Genomic DNA, 16,213 nt, shown 5'->3' on the forward strand with positions numbered 1-16,213 from the left:
TTCTTATTCCTCTTCTGTCAGAGGGAAAGTTATTTCATATACTACAGATAGCCCCTCCAACTTTTCTTGTATAAGTTCAATTGTTCCTCTATGAGCAGTAACAATTTTCTTGACTATAGCCATTCCCAGTCCAGAACCTTTCAGTTTGCTACGTGAGGAATCACCCATTGAAAATGGATTAAATATAGTTTTCTTCAGGTCATCTGTAATTCCAATACCATTGTCGCCGATACGAATGATACATTTATCATCTAGTCTTTCTAGAACAAAGGATATGATAGTACCCTTCTCGTTATATTTTACAGTATTTGAGATAATATTTTCAAATACACGCTTCATCTGAAATTCGTCCAGCATACAATAAATAACTTCATCTGGTATCTGAATATCAAGCTCAAAACCTAAGAATTCTAGTTCCTCATACTTATCTATGAGATAATTTCTTGCGAATTCACTGATGTTTGTTTTTACAGTCTGAATTTTGAAATCTGGTCTTTCAAGCTTACTATATTCACTGAATGTATTAATAAGCTCTGCTAGTGAATTGGACTTTTTGTATATGGTATTGAGATATTCACTACGCTCATTGTCGTTTACTTTTTTATCAGCTACAGCTTTTGCATATCCTTGAATAACAGTTATAGGTGTTTTTAAGTCGTGAGAAATGTCAGCCAGCATCTTTTGTTTTTCCTGTTCTACCCCAATACGTTTCTTCTCTGTTTCATGTAATTTCAAAGCCATATCATTGAAGCTGTTACAGATCTCTTCAAATTCTCTAGGTCCTTTGTATTTTATAATCTTATCAGTCTTACCTTCTGCAATGTGCTTTATTGCGTTACCTAAAAGCAGAAGAGGTTCTTTTACTTTTTTATTGAGACTGATTACAAAAAATAATACTGCGACAACAAAAAATACTAGATACGCAATCCCAATATAATTAATAACCTTCATAGAGGTATTCAAGTTATCGGAATCAACGTTACGGCAAAAAACCACATTATATATTTTTCCATTTTTAGAAGTATAACTTAACTTTGAGATATTAATATCATCTTTATATTTTCCTGTTAAAAGGTTGAAGTCAGATTCTGAAAGTCGTTTTTCTATATTGGGGATATCTGAGAATAATATATTAAAATTACTATCAAGTATTATATTTGATTTGATAGTATTATCTTCTTCATCTACTGTTTCATATGCAACATTAATGTATTTGTTATCATCTTGACCTACATATTCATCTATTGATATTGTAAGTCCAGCTTCACTTTCAGGTATCAAATCCACTTGCTTCTTAGTTAAATTAAAAGATTCAGCGCCTTCACTTCTGTAGATTACATTGTTCTTATCATCAAAAACAGTAAAAAAACCGTCTTCTCCAAGTAATCTTTCCCGCTGAAAAGAATCATAATTACCCTCAATAAAAAACTCTTTACTATCCTCAAAATGGGCAGAATAATAATTAGCAAAATCGAAATATATTACAGCAATTCCGATAATACCTGCAAGAATAAGAACTGCTAAAACACTCACAGTAAATATGATAAAATTGCGGACTATTATTCCAAAGAAACCGAGTCTTTTTTTACTTATCTTCAATTTTATATCCCAAACCTTTCACAGTTTTTATATATTGATTACCATTTTTATTCATACCGATTTTTTCACGCAAGTGAGATATATGCACCGTAACGGAATTATCATCGGTTTCAAAGTATTCACCTTTTATATGTTCTATTATCTGTACTTTTGAAAAGATTCGTTCAGGTACCCTCATGAGTAAGGCAAGAATTTTGAATTCTGTAGCTGTCAATTGAATTTCTTGTTCCTGCTTAACCAATCGACAGTTATTTGTGTCAAGGTTTAACTCTCCTAGATTCAATATACCACTGTTCTTTTCGTTGCCACTTAATTTGTAATGCCTTCTTAACGCAGCATTTACCCTTGCAACTATTTCAAGGGGATTGAATGGCTTGGTTATGTAATCATCAGCACCCATGTTAAGTCCTAGAATTTTATCAATATCCTCATTCTTGGCAGATAAGATTAAAACAGGTATATTACTGATTTTCCTTATTTCACGGGTAAGCTCATAGCCGTCCATTTTTGGCATCATGATATCAAGAATTGCAAGGTCAATCTTATTTTCTTTTACTAATGAAAGACCGTCAAGCCCGTTATCTGCAATTAATACCTCGTAACCTTCAACTTCAAGATATAATTTTATTACTTTTGATATTTCACAGTTGTCTTCAGCAACAAGAATCGTGTTATGCATATTGTTCCCCTTTACGCTTTTCTAATGTTTTCTTATCAATATTGTAATTAATTATAGCATATAATATGCACTGTGATAATATTATTTTTTTGTAAGTCGAACCCAGTCAGAATAAATGTTTTTTTCTGACTCAATGTATAATTATCTTAATTATTATATAATTATAAATAATTTATTGCATTTGTTTGCAAAATATGGTATATTTATTAAAAAGGTATTACATTCTGTATAATCAAAATAATGAATGGAGGATTACAGATGAGTTTAGAACACAAAAAACATTTTAAAGAAGTATCTCCGACTGAGACGGTTACTAAACTAAAAAACATCTTAAGTGAACTTGGTATTGAAACAGAGGAAACTTGGTCAGAGGAAAGTTTTGTGGAAACCTACTCATTACGATTGACATTCAAAGGAACTACCATTGGAACTAATGGAAAAGGGATAACTCGTGAATATGCATTAGCAAGTGCATACGGTGAGTTATTTGAAAGGTATCAAAATAATCTATTAGGTATTATTATCAGTAAAAAGGAAAGTGGTTCTGATTTCTACGAAGCTCCAGATGAAAAAATTGTGACAGCTGAAGAAATCGTTAGCTATGACAATTCACTCATGAATTTGTATTTTTCAAATCGTTCAAAAAAAGATACTTCTATTAAAGAAAAAGCAAAAGCATTTAAAAGCACACAAAAGATGGACTTGCTTAAGCATAATCTTGAAAATCGTTATATTGTTGTACCCTTCTATAGTATGCGTGATGAAAAAATAGTCTATCTGCCAAGAGGTACATGCAGACGTTTTTATGGAAGTAATGGAATGTGTGCTGGAAACACTCCTGCAGAAGCACTTGTACAAGGCTTGTCAGAAATTATTGAAAGGGTTGTTCAAAAAAAATTATTTTTAGAAAAACCTACTCTACCAGATGTTCCAGATGACTATATAAAAAGATACCCATATATTGATAAAATGTATGCAAAGCTAAAAGAACAAGAAGATTACTATGTAACCTTAAAAGACTGCTCTTTTGGCGGAAAGTATCCCGTAGCAGCTTTAGTCATTGTTGAGAAAAACACTGGAAATTATGGTGTAAAACTAGGATGTCATCCTGATTTTGGAGTTGCCATGGAAAGAGCTTTTACAGAAGCAACTCAAGGAAATGATATTTTTACATATGCACAAAGAAGCCATATTGATTTTAGCAACCTGGATTCTAGTAATTCAATGAACATTTATAATAGTTATAAACTAGGTGTGGGACAGTATCCTTATCAACTATTCGGCAACAAACCAACCTATGAATTTGTCCCATTAAAAGATGTTTCGTCAATGAGTAATCAGGAAATATTGAATTATTGGGTAACTGATATAATTAACGATGGATACGATGTATTAATAAGAGATGTTTCTAATCTAGGATTTCCATCATATTATATCGTGATTCCTGGATTATCTGAAATGTGGGAAGATAAAGACGTAATTTTCAGAGCTTATAATACTAGATTCTTCATTTCACCGTTAGTTGCGAATCCCACTAAAATCAATCGCTCCAATACAAAATATATTATTGCAACTATGGAATTCTTTATGAATTGTGTATTAGAGAATACTATGGAATCTTATTGTAAATTCACTGAAGATTGGCCTTGTGAGAACTTTGGTTGTGATACCAGATTTTTTGTAGTAATGTGTCATGTAATAAATGAAGAATTCAGTATTGCTGCTGAAAAAATGAAATATATTGTTAATATGGCACAGCGAGCATCCATTCCTAAAGATCAATTCAAGTTTTATAAAGGTATGTATAATTATTTTGTTGCAATGTCTCAGATACATGACCATAATAAAGTACTAGAATATCTTAGGGTATTCTATAGTGAAGATACATGCAAAAAACTAGACAATCTATTCTGTGTGCCTAAACAAGTAATGGTTAAATTATTTGTACCAAAATCAACTGATTCTCCTAAGCTTCAAGAAGTAAAGGATTCTTATAAACAATGTCAAGAAATTATTCATAAATTGCATTCGGCCCAAATAAAAAATCCTATAAACCAAAAAGATATCTATGAACTATTTGCATAAATATAGAAACATATTTGTTTTGTACTCTTATTCACGTTATTTAGCTGAATTGTAATTATCTAGTAGTTTTTAATATGCTAGTCATTGTTACAATCAGTTAGATAAATATAACAACTAATGAAAGGAGGCATTATTTATGAAAGAACAAGAAAAATATGGTTTGTTTTTGGATAATGAATTATCTAGTTTAACATCATCTTTTGATATTAGATCAGAAGATACAGATGATCTTCCAATTGCTGCCGCTGCTGCAGGACCAGAAGGTGCCGGAGCTGCTGCTGCTGCTCCAGAAGCTTTTTATGCTCCTGGTGGACAAGCGTTAGCTTAAGTTAACAATTAGTCCTATTGGAAATTTCTAATTAACGACTTATTAGTTACATATAAAATAAAGTATCCATAAATAAAACAGTATGTATTGCTTATCAGAACGATACCTGTATTACAACACTTCTGATTTGTAGTAATACATACTGCTTTTACTATATATAATCTATAAATATAACTTTCTTACAGCAAAATAAAGAACGAATAGGTGGTGTATATATGCAAAGTCCATGTATAAATCAGAATCTGGAACTAATGCCAAAAGATGATGGCAGAATATTTATTTTTAACAAATCTACAAAAAAGACCTATTCCCTAGGTCGTAATGAATATAAAGTATTAAGTATATTAGATGGTAATAAAACAATGGAAGAAATTCATAAAAAGTGTAATAACTATTCATTGTATGATATAGAAAAATTAATAAATGAGTTTTCAAAAATAGGATTATTAAAGACAGAGGACACCAATCAATCCCCTACCGATATTATTGAAAAAAAAGTTGTAGATATTAAAGACTATCAAAAAAAACGATTTTCCATAATGGATAAAAAAATATTCAAGATTTTTTCATTGAAAAAAGGTATTCTTCATCCTGATAATAGTTTAGATAAAGATAAAATGATCTTCAGAATTCTTTATTTTTCTATTATCTATTTGTCATTACCTATATTTTTGATTGGATTACTTGTTTCAATAGGTACTTCTTCATTAAGTAATTCCTTGACAGCTCCCTCTTGGTATATATTCATTCCCGCATTTTTGATAAGTATTTTCTTTCATGAATTTGCACACATCATTGTGGCAAAAAACAATGGAGCTCATATAGCAGAAGTTGGAATACGTTTAATACTAATTGTTCCTTGTATCTACTCAAGTATTGTAGGTATCTCTTATATTGAAAGTAAAATTAAGAGAATATTAATCTCAGCTGCTGGAATTTTACTTAATTTACAAGTAGCTGGAATTGGGTTTATTCTTACTGCTTTCACAGAAGGAAATGCAAATAATTTTTTCCTATGGCTATCTATGTTTAATCTCATGTTGGTAATGTTTAATCTAATATTTTTATTAAAATTCGATGGTTATTACATACTAACGGAATTATTAAACGATAAAAAATTAAAAGAGAACTCGTTGTCCTTTATTAGTTATATAGTGTTTGGAAAGCTTTTTAGAAAAGCAACAGTAACTAATATGAGAATAAAGTTATCTCTTAAGAAAAAGATAATATATGTTCTTTACGGAACTTTAAATATAGCTTTTGTTGGATGTATTTTCGTAACATTCATTACAAATATCATAAGATTTATATCCAGTAAAATATAATTTGATAATGCTTTTAATCTAAATCTATATACCTTATAAAAAAATAGAATATGATTAATTTTCTATAGAACAACAGAAATAATATTTTTTTCTGAATAATATTAATATTATAAATTAATATTGCTCCAAAACTAAATATTCATATTATTTTCACATTATATATTGTTCTATATTTATCTTAGTGTTATTATAAGTAAGGTATTTCGAAATACAACCATTTTTATGAGGAGGAATTTAGATTATGAGTAAGGTTTTTAATGTACAAAAATTATTTGTACTAACAGCTGTTTTTTTAATGTTAGGGGCATCTACTGTATTTGCTTCATCAGACTATTATCTTGACACTCCAACAGAAATTGATTTTAATTATATTGAAGAATCAGTAAAAGATGCTAATAAGGTAATGGATATGGAATTTACTGTAGTAGATGATGATAATGTGCAAGATGTAATAAAACAAAATATAGACATTTTAAAATTCAACCCATTCAAACTTAGCTTCAGAGATGGGCATTATTTATATATAGCTGTCGGATACGGCGAACAAAGAACAGGAGGATATAGTATTCAAGTAAATGAATTATACGAATCCCAAGATCGTATTGTAATCTCAACTGAGTTATTATGCCCTGGTGCAGATGACATTGTTACTATGAATATTACATATCCATATTTAATCATAAGAACAAGTGATTTGTTCTTGCCAATTTATTATAAGTAAAGACATTTATTTATTAACTTATTTAAGACAACAGTTTAAATACCCTATATATTGATGGGTTTTAAACTGTTGTCCTTTTATATTACTTGCTTCTCTTCACTACTTTTGTTATCATATACTTTTTTATTCTATTTTTTTACAACTGGTATCCAAACTTCTTCAATAAACTTTCCATCACCTTTATTATAATACATTTCAAATTCAGGTCCATCTGCATGCTCATATCCAGAATTAGGAAACCATTCTGGGAAGATACGTTTCCATATGTTTTGTATTGCTTCTGTTCCGCCTTCCTGTGTACATTCTGCAGTTGAGAATATAGCCCATGTTGTAGCAGGAACAGAAAGCTTGGTATAACCAGCAGGTAACGAAACATTTTCCGGAGGATAATAGCAAATCATATAAGATAATATACCTTCTCTGAAATTGTATAATGCTGCATGAAGACATTCATCTTGATCCAGATTAAAATCTTTATGCATATCATCAAGTTTTCCATTTTCAATGCATTTATGCCAAAATGCTGGAATATCTATATATTGACGATTATCAACAGCATTTATTTCTTTTGATATTCCATACATCTCAAATGCTTCTTTTCTTTCAATTCTATAATCCATCTCCACATCTCCTTTAATAGAAATATGAAAGGTCATCCGTGGATAAGCTTTGAGTGCTGTACCCTGTTTGCGCGCTAACATAGGCATGACACCATGTAGATTCTTGAAAGCTCGTGAAAAAGCTTCTGTTGATTGATAACCATATTTCATAGCTACATCTACAACTTTTATATCAGTATTTTGCAATTCAAAAGCTGCCATTGTAAGTCTCCTACGTCTGATATATGCAGCTAAAGTAATTCCTGCAATAAATGGAAACATACGTTGAAAATGATATTCAGAACAACAAGCTCTTCTGGCTACCTGTTCATAACTGATATTTTCAGCAAGATGTTCTTCAATATAGTTCATTGCATTATTCATACTATCAAGCAAATCCACGTAATCCCCTCCTTCGAGATACAGTATATCAAGTTTTCTTTATGGAAGCATTGCATTTTATGTGCATTAAATATCAACAAACCAATTATATTATAAAGCTTAACTGTCCTGATTACCAGCCCACATACTTATTTCTTTTAATCGTTCAATGATAGGTAGATGTTGTGTACATTCTCTTTCACATAGTCCACATTCTATACATTCACTTTCCAAACCTCTTTTACCAGCTAGAATACCCCATTCAAAAGAGTCATTCAAGATATTTTTCATCTGTTCATCAGATTTATGGAAAACATGCTTCTCATTATATAATTGCATAAAACTTGGTATAGGTATACCTTTTGGACATTTATCACAATAGCCACAACCAGTACAGGCTTCATTCATTGATTGACTTACCATTTTTCTGATTCTTTCTAATTCTTGATCTGACATTGGTTTTGCCTCATCAGCAATCCTGCATGCCATATCTATATGCTCTTTGTTCGTAAATCCATTTAACGCAACTGAAATCTGGGGACATGATATTACGAATCTCAATGCCGCTTCAGTTGCTGAGCCATTTCCTTCTGCTAAGAAACTAAGCTCCTTCTCATGAGTGGGTATGGCTCCACCAGCCAATGGATTCATAGCTACAACACCATACCCCATATCATATGCAGTCTGGACACCTTCCCAACGATAAGTGAAGTTAAGTATATTCACTCCTAATAATATTCCATCTATCTTCCCATCATTCAAGATTTTACTTACTTCGTTCCCTGTTTGATGAGAAGATAACACAATGTGATCAATGAGACCTTCTTTTTGACATTGAAGAAGTCCTTCATATTGTCCACCTGGCTTCATTGCAAGCTCATAATGTTCAAGTTTTCTAATACACCAAATATGATAAAAATCTATTTTTTTAACACCTAATCGTTCAATTGATCGTTTTACCGCCGCAATTGCTTTTTCTGCTGTATCTAATTTTGTAGGCATCCCTTTTGTTGAAACATAGAATTGCCCTGGCATATCTTTAAAAGCCTCACCATATATTAATTCACTGGTATCATTGCAATAGCCTGGTGCTGTATCAAAATAGTTGATTCCTTTACTGTTAGCATAACGAACCAACTCTGCATTTTCTTCTAGTGACCTTGATTCGTCAAATCTCATACCTCCAAAACCAACTGCTGACACTTTTTTCCCAGTATTTCCATATTCTTTATAGATCATAATATATAACTCCTTCCATAGCCAACTTAAAAATGTCCTCATGATTACAAGAGTTAGTATAACTGCTAGAGTTAACTCTAAGTCAAGGTTTTTATAAGATAAGCTATGATTTTTTATTAATACTATTATTCTCTATAAAGTATTATATAATTAATTACTTTGATACTGTGTTTTTACCATAGATGCAAATATTCCTTGTTGCTCTTCTAACTGTGAAGGTGTACCTGTTTCCACTATAGAACCGTCTTTGATAACCACGATTTTATCAGCTCCTGAAACAGTTCTCATACGGTGAGCAATAATTAGAACTGTTTTGTTTTTTATAAGTTCACTTAAGGCATTTTGAATTTTACTCTCATTCTCAGTATCAAGGGATGCTGTAGCCTCATCAAGCAAGATGATAGGAGTGTCTTTTAACATTGCTCTAGCTATTGATATACGCTGTCTTTCTCCTCCTGATAACCTCTCTCCATTTTCACCTATCAAGGTATCATATCCTTCTGGAAGCTTATTAATGAACTCATGACACCTAGCAAGCTTAGCTGCAGCAATTACTTCAGCATCAGTAGCATCTTTCTTACCAATACGGATGTTATCCATGACACTTGAATTAAAAAGTGTTACATCCTGAAATACTATAGAATAATTGTCTAGAAGAGTCTCTGGATCAACTTGTGATATATCTTCTCCACCCAAGGTAATAGTACCTCTATCTATATCCCAGAATCTTGCAGCCAGCTTTGCTAGTGTACTTTTACCTCCACCTGAAGGTCCTACTAGCGCTGTCACCTCACCCTGCTTAGCTATAAAGCTTACATTCTTCAATGTTTGCACACCGTCTTGATAAGAAAAGTCTACATTTTTAAATTTTATATCATAGTTCTTAGGATAAAACTCAGTTTTTCCTTCTTGTCTTGGCATTTCATCCATCTCTTTCATACGTTTAATCCGAACGTTTAGAAAGATAAGCAATGCAAAATTATTCATTACATCCATTATAGGGTTATAAATACGTGCAGAAACTACAAGAAATACAAGATACGTAAAAATATTTATAGACCCTGTTGATAACAGATAAGCTCCATATAGTATAACACTTGGAAGTCCTAGCTTTAATAATACATAAGACAAGTTGATAAAAGCACCTATCAAAAGTTCTCCTTTAATAAGATGTTTTTCATAATTATCCAATTTTGAATTAAGATTATCAGAATAAGCTTCTTCTCTGTTGTAGGATTTTATTTCATGAGCTGAATCAAGTCCTTCTTGAATTTTATCTGATATATCTCTTTTTATATTATAAAGCTTATAATGCATTTTATCTTGAAACTTCTTGGACAGATAAAATACCAAAGCTGCAACTGGAACTACCCAAAATACTGCAATAGACAGCCTCCAATTATAAAAAAACAACATAATTCCCATAATTACAACAGTTAATATTGATGCATATATTTGAGGCACTGAATGTGAAAAAAGCAATTCTACCTGTGTAGCATCTTCCATTATTGTTGAACTAAGGTCAGCAATATCCTTTTTACCAAAGAAAGCTAATGGTAATTTCCTTAGTGTTTCAGCTAGACTAATACGTCTTCTTGCACTCTCTTCATAGATTTTGGTGTAAGCTGAATCATATTGAAAATAAGCAATAACAAACATTACTATGAAAAAGGCTACAGACATAATAACGTAATAAAGAATACTGTTCTTCTGGCTATTTGAAGAGTTCAAAAGGATACTCATATATTCATCTAAAAACTTGAAACTAAGGACTACAGGAACCATAAAACTAATTTCCATTATTACAGTCCAAATTATTGATCTTAGAAGGTCTTTTGCACCTTTTTCAGACATTGCATATTTATTCTGAAAATATTTAAGCATATTGTCTTCCCCCTTTTACATATTCTTCAGTTTTAATCTTCCATGCTATAGAGGTCTGGTATTCATCCCACATTTTCTTATATGTACCATTTTTCTTAATAAGTTCACCGTGTTTTCCTGATTCTATGATTCTACCATCTTCTATAACCAATATTCTATCTACATTCTGTACACTTGTAAGACGATGAGCAATCATTAAAGTAGTTTTATCACGGCTGACCTCTTTTAAGGCTTTTTGTATTAGATGTTCATTTTCAGGATCTGCAAAAGCGGTAGCCTCATCTAACAATACAATAGGGGCATTCTTCACAATTGCCCTTGCAAGTGCAATTCTTTGTTGTTCTCCTCCTGAGAGATATGTTCCTTTTGATCCTATTACAGTGTCAAGTCCATCTTCTAGATTATCTATGATATCTCTGGATTGTGAGAAATCAATTGCTCTATTTACTTCTTTTTCTCCTACATTTTCTTTACCAAAGATTATGTTTTCTCTTAATGAACCTTTAAAAAGCTTGGTACTCTGAAAAACAAATGAAATATTGTCCATAAGTTCTTTTTTAGGAATATCTTTAACATTAATTCCTCCTATTAATATTTCCCCTTCATCTGCATCCCAAAAACGGGCTGCTAATCTAGCAATAGTCGTTTTTCCTCCTCCAGAAGCTCCTACAAGCGCTATAGTTTCACCTTGATTCAATTTGAAGCTGATCTTATCTATAGCACGTTTATCGCTACCTTCATAAGAAAATACTACGTCCTTGAACTCTAAACTATGATCTTTTATATTTTTTTCATTACTGGAATAGCTCATGTTAGGATATTCTAAGAGATTATCTAGTCTATCAATAGCTTGCTGGGCAATCAACGTATTTTGCTGAAAATGCATTGATTTCATCAATAGCATAGTGAATATAGGAGATATAAGAATGTAAAAAATAAAGTCGGCTAGTACAAGTGGAAGATTCTCTCCTCTTCCTATCAAAAAGATAGCCATGGGAACTAAAAAGAATGCTGCTGCTTGCATGATTACAATGTAAAAAGACATTGGTCTTCTCCAAAGAAGAGTGTATGCAAGAACCATCTCTTTATATTTAATTATACTGTTATAGAATCGTTTGAAAGAAAATATACTCTGACCAAAGGTTTTTACAACTGGAATACCTCTAATATATTCCACTGATTCCGAACTCATTTCCTCCAATGAATCATAATATTTTCTTTGAAATTCTTTACCTACAGTGGTTGACATGAACTTCATTGTTATAAAACCTAGAATAATCGGAATTAGAGAAGCAATACCCATTCTCCAGTCCACTATGAAAATCAAGGCTATAAGTATAATTGGTGAAACGATACTACCTGCCATATCCGGTAGCTGATGTGCTAAAAATGAATGTGTTGTTCCTGCTCCATCATTGACAATCTTTCGTATTTTTCCACTTGAATTATTATCAAAAAAACCAAGAGGCATAGATATTATCTTTTCCATACCAACTTTTTGCATTCCTACCTCTACACGAAATGCAGCAAGATGCGAGCTTAATAGTGCGCAAAAATATACTACTATTCCTCCTATTGCACTTGCAAAAGCAATCCACGCATAAAAGCCTACATTTGACATATCAATGGATTGTGGCGATGATAGTATATCACGTACTATATACCATACAAGAACAAAAGGTAAAATGTTAAGTCCTGCTGATACTCCAGACAATACTAATGATAAGGGCAATAGAGCTTTTTTCTTGCCCATATAAGGTGTAAACCTTTTTAAAATAAATGTTTTTTTATTTTTTGCCATACTGTTGTTCATCCTCCTATTATAATTTATTTTAATAAAATGTTAGATATATCTAACTTAATTCCCAAAAAAAATATAAGCTGAATAAGTTAGCTATATTTTTTCTCTTTGGTAAATTTAGTCAGTAATTATTATAAACCTAAATTCTTATTTTTTCAACTAGAGATTTGATTGAATTAAACTATTTTAAATGTTTTTTCAATCCCCTTGTACTCTAGATTCCTGTGAATTGGTTGGTTTGCTGGTTGTATCTATATTCTATACTATTTAATTTATTTTCAAGTTCTTCAGCCTTCATTCCATAGTTACTGCATAAATCCTCTAAAGAACTGAATTCATCTCTTAATTTCATATTAATTATACTTAATAATATGTATGGATCCATAGATAATAGCTTTTGTTTATCCATTTTAGTTCACCTGCCTTGTTGAAGTGTAATTTATAGCTTTTTATTATGATATGATATTGTGTGGGGTAAGTCAATATTATTTTAGGTTTTATGTTTAGGTTATAGTGCAAGTAAGTTAGAAAAAAACATGTCAGCTTTAAATTTATAAGTGACATGTTTTTTATTCGCTTAATTAATGTATAGTTAGACTATTATTTTTTATATTACACCTAGGAGTTTTAATAGTCCTATGCAATCTTTGTAACTCGCTATGTATAAACATTGATTAGCACATGTTAATTTATCGGATTGTTTAGTTATGTATTCTTTTACAAACTTCCTATCTTCCTCATTAAGGAATTAATTATTGTTTCAAATCTATGCTTGTTATTATCTAGGTAGCAATCTAATTCTTGGTATTCCACGTCTGTATTAATAAAATCTCTATAAGTTGCATCTAACATTTTTACTGCAAAATAATTAAATTTTTCAGTGATATCTACCATAAAATCATACCTCCATTCTTGAATTACTATCGTAAACAGGGTATAATAGATTTACCTCTATTCTTGATAGTGGGATGTAAGAAGTGGTGTATAGCTTACCGGGCGTTCACCGCTTCTTTTTATTTGTTTTTTAAGTCGCTTTCCAACTTACCTATTCCTCGTCTAATACTTTCGGCTCTATTCACTTGATATTCATTACAATACTTCTCAAGTATTTCTTCACTTTTTTTATCTAGCCGAACATGTATTGATTTGCCTTTAGGATTATCAGTTGGTCTGCCCACTTTTTTAGGCACGTATTCACCTCCTATTATTTTGTAGCCCATAATAACTATATAATATGTAGCCCAAAATGTCAAGGTAAAAAATACTGTGGATTATATTACAATCATACCTCTTTTTTTCAATCCTTTTTCTTTAACTTCCTAATGCTATTCCTTACAGCTTCATTTTTACTAATTTTATTAGCATTTGAATATTCCTCTAAGATTTCATAATGTTCTTTATCTAATCTTATAGTAAGACGTATATCTTTAGGATTTTCAGAAAAAGGTCTACCAACTTTTTTAGATATAATAACCACCTCCCTTTATTTGTTGGCTGACAATTTTATTATAATTCATGTCTGCCAATAATTAAAGTACTATTTTAATCTAAATAAATCTTTTAACATTTTAAATACCTTATTTTATATGTAACTTCGTTCTTCATATCAGAATATTTTTCAACAACATGCTTTGAATAATTCAACACATCATTTACACTTAAATTTTGTTCAGTATAGACTTCACCTTTTATTTAATATGGTCTTCTTTATGAATCTTTATTATTTGTAATTATCTTCTTATTTCTCCCTTGAAAATCTTTATAACATCACTTAGTTTAAATTGTCCATCTACGACAATTAACTTCCTAAAATTTGCTGTTTTATTACTATCAACAGAAATTAAAATGTAACAGAAATTTTAGGCGAATCAAAAATACCATCCCATCCATTAGTATTAAAGATATGAAAACTTAATTCCATTTCATCTATGCTATCTATATCATTTTCCAGTAATTCACTTTCAAGAAAAGTAATGGTATCATAAGATTTTTTTCCAGCCAACACTTTACTTGAAAAAATAGGATTAACCATAAATCCATTAATTGATACATCTCTAGCTTGGATGGTAGCATCTGTATCGCTATTATTTTCTATATATACGTGAACATCTGCACCCCAAAAACTTTTTGTACTATCTACTCTTTTCATAACAATTTTGAAACCTTTGTCCTCTAGGACTACAGTTCCACTATCATTATACTTTTGTAGATATGACGAATCAGCATTTGTTTCTATTGTAACTATTTCAGAGTCAAAGATTCCATCCCAAGTCTGCGAATCAAATACATGAAATCTGAATTCAAAATCTTTTATTATGTCTATCCCTGCTTGTTCAATATCTGTTCGACTAAATATAATTTCATCATTTGCTTTTTTATTTGAACCTACTTCACATGAAAACAAAGTATCTACCATTACACCATTAATAGAAGAATCACGAATCTGAACAGTAATTGAATTTTGTGAGTTATTTTCTACAAGCACTTTTAGTGCTGTACCAAACATACCATCTAATTGAAGAGATTTTAAAGTTATGATGATATCACCTTGTTCTAATATCACTTGCTCTTCTACTTTAATTTCTGTTTCTTCTTGCTTTGACTCATTTACCTGAGAAACATCTTTTACTGTACTATTTTGATTAATTGTTTTGTTGCTTTGATTGTAAGAAGATGAACAAGCTGTGTTAAGTATTATGCATAAGATAAAAAAGAAATAAAATAATGTTTTCTTAGAATTTATCATAGTATAGCCTCCTATTATATATGTTTACAAAATCATAATCTACCACTAACTATATATTTTATCACTTTTATTTCACTACTTCAACTTACATTTAACCATAAAATACTTTATTTTTCAAAATAATATAATATATTTTTTATCTTACATATTTTTAATTATTTCAAATTATAATAACTATATCTTTGTCATTCTATATCTTAAAATTATAACTAACTCTACATGAATTCATTTATTTAATTTATTATGAATACATATAATTTTTAACATAAGTTACTTTACTACATTAAAAAAAGAGATAGAATCTCTTTAATCTTGTTCTGCGCCGTAATTTATTTGAATACTTTAATAAACTTCTATAACCTCTAAATACTCACTCCCATATTCCTCTTCAATACTAGTTAATCCCAAAAGCAAAGATTTGACTAATAAAATGTATTGATCTTTTTCTTCATTACTCTCAAAAGTATTAACACAACAATCTAAATAGGGTTTACCATATAATTCAGAACTTTGATTCTCAAATTTTACACTTGTATATTCTGAAATAGAATTTACTGTATTAATGCTCAATGCAGATATAGCTGATGCAATAATATCTTCACCGTATTCACCATAATCAGTTGACCCGTAAACAATGAATTTATATAGTATTTTATTTTTATCATAGAAGAATATAGCCTTGACCCCTTCAGAATCTTTATAGTCAACTATATTTAATTCATTCTCTTTTACTTGCACACAATATTGAGGCTTATTTTGATTACAACTTACAAGTACTAAAACTATGATTACTGATATAACTAGAAATTTCAAGTTCTTCATTATT

The 16,213-nt window shown here is 30.5% G+C and carries 16 protein-coding genes; 4 read left to right on the top strand and 12 right to left on the bottom strand.

The window, feature by feature from the left end; translation table 11 throughout:
• Positions 1 to 3: 3 nt before the first annotated feature.
• On the bottom strand, positions 4 to 1,599 hold the full coding sequence (locus HYG85_RS03805) for a sensor histidine kinase (protein ID WP_212692355.1): 1,596 nt from the start codon (positions 1,597 to 1,599) through the stop codon (positions 4 to 6).
• Positions 1,586 to 2,278 carry a response regulator transcription factor gene (locus HYG85_RS03810; protein ID WP_212692356.1) on the bottom strand — a complete coding sequence of 231 codons (693 nt, stop codon included), beginning with the start codon at positions 2,276 to 2,278 and terminating at the stop codon, positions 1,586 to 1,588. The genes HYG85_RS03805 and HYG85_RS03810 overlap by 14 nt, the downstream gene beginning before the upstream one ends.
• 258 nt (positions 2,279 to 2,536) lie before the next feature.
• On the opposite strand from HYG85_RS03810, the gene HYG85_RS03815 reads away from it, so the two are divergent.
• From HYG85_RS03815 to HYG85_RS03830, 4 genes are all read left to right on the top strand, one after another.
• Positions 2,537 to 4,363, top strand: coding sequence for a YcaO-like family protein (locus HYG85_RS03815; RefSeq protein WP_212692357.1), 1,827 nt, complete (start codon positions 2,537 to 2,539; stop codon positions 4,361 to 4,363).
• 136 nt (positions 4,364 to 4,499) lie between these two features.
• Positions 4,500 to 4,691: a hypothetical protein gene (locus HYG85_RS03820; RefSeq protein WP_113671765.1), complete on the top strand. Its 192-nt coding sequence runs from the start codon at positions 4,500 to 4,502 to the stop codon at positions 4,689 to 4,691.
• A gap of 215 nt (positions 4,692 to 4,906) precedes the next feature.
• Positions 4,907 to 6,016, top strand: a complete 1,110-nt coding sequence (locus HYG85_RS03825) for a metalloprotease (RefSeq protein ID WP_212692358.1) — start codon at positions 4,907 to 4,909, stop codon at positions 6,014 to 6,016.
• 241 nt (positions 6,017 to 6,257) lie between these two features.
• Positions 6,258 to 6,737: a protease complex subunit PrcB family protein gene (locus tag HYG85_RS03830; protein ID WP_113671767.1), complete on the top strand. Its 480-nt coding sequence runs from the start codon at positions 6,258 to 6,260 to the stop codon at positions 6,735 to 6,737.
• Positions 6,738 to 6,865: 128 nt separating this feature from the next.
• On the opposite strand, the gene HYG85_RS03835 is transcribed toward HYG85_RS03830, so the two are convergent.
• The 10 genes from HYG85_RS03835 to HYG85_RS03880 all read right to left on the bottom strand — a co-directional run bounded on the left by HYG85_RS03835 (position 6,866) and on the right by HYG85_RS03880 (position 16,209).
• Entirely contained in the window at positions 6,866 to 7,738 is an 873-nt protein-coding gene (locus HYG85_RS03835) for an AraC family transcriptional regulator (protein ID WP_212692359.1), read from the bottom strand.
• A gap of 99 nt (positions 7,739 to 7,837) precedes the next feature.
• The gene (locus HYG85_RS03840; protein WP_212692360.1) at positions 7,838 to 8,956 is read right to left on the bottom strand and encodes an aldo/keto reductase; all 1,119 of its coding nucleotides are present in this window, start codon (positions 8,954 to 8,956) and stop codon (positions 7,838 to 7,840) included.
• A 150-nt stretch (positions 8,957 to 9,106) separates the two neighbouring features.
• Positions 9,107 to 10,840 carry an ABC transporter ATP-binding protein gene (locus HYG85_RS03845; protein ID WP_212692361.1) on the bottom strand — a complete coding sequence of 578 codons (1,734 nt, stop codon included), beginning with the start codon at positions 10,838 to 10,840 and terminating at the stop codon, positions 9,107 to 9,109.
• Positions 10,833 to 12,641: an ABC transporter ATP-binding protein gene (locus HYG85_RS03850; protein WP_212692362.1), complete on the bottom strand. Its 1,809-nt coding sequence runs from the start codon at positions 12,639 to 12,641 to the stop codon at positions 10,833 to 10,835. The genes HYG85_RS03845 and HYG85_RS03850 overlap by 8 nt, the downstream gene beginning before the upstream one ends.
• A gap of 214 nt (positions 12,642 to 12,855) precedes the next feature.
• On the bottom strand, positions 12,856 to 13,050 hold the full coding sequence (locus HYG85_RS03855) for a DUF4250 domain-containing protein (RefSeq protein ID WP_212692363.1): 195 nt from the start codon (positions 13,048 to 13,050) through the stop codon (positions 12,856 to 12,858).
• Positions 13,051 to 13,358: 308 nt separating this feature from the next.
• Positions 13,359 to 13,535, bottom strand: coding sequence for a hypothetical protein (locus tag HYG85_RS03860; RefSeq protein WP_212692364.1), 177 nt, complete (start codon positions 13,533 to 13,535; stop codon positions 13,359 to 13,361).
• Positions 13,536 to 13,654: 119 nt separating this feature from the next.
• On the bottom strand, positions 13,655 to 13,831 hold the full coding sequence (locus tag HYG85_RS03865; protein ID WP_244971270.1) for a ribbon-helix-helix domain-containing protein: 177 nt from the start codon (positions 13,829 to 13,831) through the stop codon (positions 13,655 to 13,657).
• Positions 13,832 to 13,938: 107 nt separating this feature from the next.
• Complete coding sequence (locus HYG85_RS03870; protein WP_244971271.1) at positions 13,939 to 14,118, bottom strand: ribbon-helix-helix protein, CopG family; 180 nt, start codon at positions 14,116 to 14,118, stop codon at positions 13,939 to 13,941.
• 363 nt (positions 14,119 to 14,481) lie between these two features.
• Positions 14,482 to 15,387, bottom strand: a complete 906-nt coding sequence (locus HYG85_RS03875; RefSeq protein WP_212692366.1) for a hypothetical protein — start codon at positions 15,385 to 15,387, stop codon at positions 14,482 to 14,484.
• Between the two features lie 342 nt (positions 15,388 to 15,729).
• On the bottom strand, positions 15,730 to 16,209 hold the full coding sequence (locus HYG85_RS03880; protein WP_212692367.1) for a ribosomal-processing cysteine protease Prp: 480 nt from the start codon (positions 16,207 to 16,209) through the stop codon (positions 15,730 to 15,732).
• Between the last annotated feature and the right edge of the window lie 4 nt (positions 16,210 to 16,213).

Origin of the sequence: Vallitalea guaymasensis (assembly GCF_018141425.1) — a bacterium.
GTDB classification, from domain to species: domain Bacteria; phylum Bacillota; class Clostridia; order Lachnospirales; family Vallitaleaceae; genus Vallitalea; species Vallitalea guaymasensis.

What these genes read in the sequence shown, in the direction of transcription:
- HYG85_RS03810 (WP_212692356.1), bottom strand. Translation starts at nt 2,278, where the DNA reads ATGCATAACACGATTCTTGTTGCTGAAGACAACTGTGAAATATCAAAA.
- HYG85_RS03815 (WP_212692357.1), top strand. Translation starts at nt 2,537, where the DNA reads ATGAGTTTAGAACACAAAAAACATTTTAAAGAAGTATCTCCGACTGAG.
- HYG85_RS03820 (WP_113671765.1), top strand. Translation starts at nt 4,500, where the DNA reads ATGAAAGAACAAGAAAAATATGGTTTGTTTTTGGATAATGAATTATCT.
- HYG85_RS03825 (WP_212692358.1), top strand. Translation starts at nt 4,907, where the DNA reads ATGCAAAGTCCATGTATAAATCAGAATCTGGAACTAATGCCAAAAGAT.
- HYG85_RS03830 (WP_113671767.1), top strand. Translation starts at nt 6,258, where the DNA reads ATGAGTAAGGTTTTTAATGTACAAAAATTATTTGTACTAACAGCTGTT.
- HYG85_RS03840 (WP_212692360.1), bottom strand. Translation starts at nt 8,956, where the DNA reads ATGATCTATAAAGAATATGGAAATACTGGGAAAAAAGTGTCAGCAGTT.
- HYG85_RS03845 (WP_212692361.1), bottom strand. Translation starts at nt 10,840, where the DNA reads ATGCTTAAATATTTTCAGAATAAATATGCAATGTCTGAAAAAGGTGCA.
- HYG85_RS03850 (WP_212692362.1), bottom strand. Translation starts at nt 12,641, where the DNA reads ATGGCAAAAAATAAAAAAACATTTATTTTAAAAAGGTTTACACCTTAT.
- HYG85_RS03855 (WP_212692363.1), bottom strand. Translation starts at nt 13,050, where the DNA reads ATGGATAAACAAAAGCTATTATCTATGGATCCATACATATTATTAAGT.
- HYG85_RS03860 (WP_212692364.1), bottom strand. Translation starts at nt 13,535, where the DNA reads ATGGTAGATATCACTGAAAAATTTAATTATTTTGCAGTAAAAATGTTA.
- HYG85_RS03875 (WP_212692366.1), bottom strand. Translation starts at nt 15,387, where the DNA reads ATGATAAATTCTAAGAAAACATTATTTTATTTCTTTTTTATCTTATGC.
- HYG85_RS03880 (WP_212692367.1), bottom strand. Translation starts at nt 16,209, where the DNA reads ATGAAGAACTTGAAATTTCTAGTTATATCAGTAATCATAGTTTTAGTA.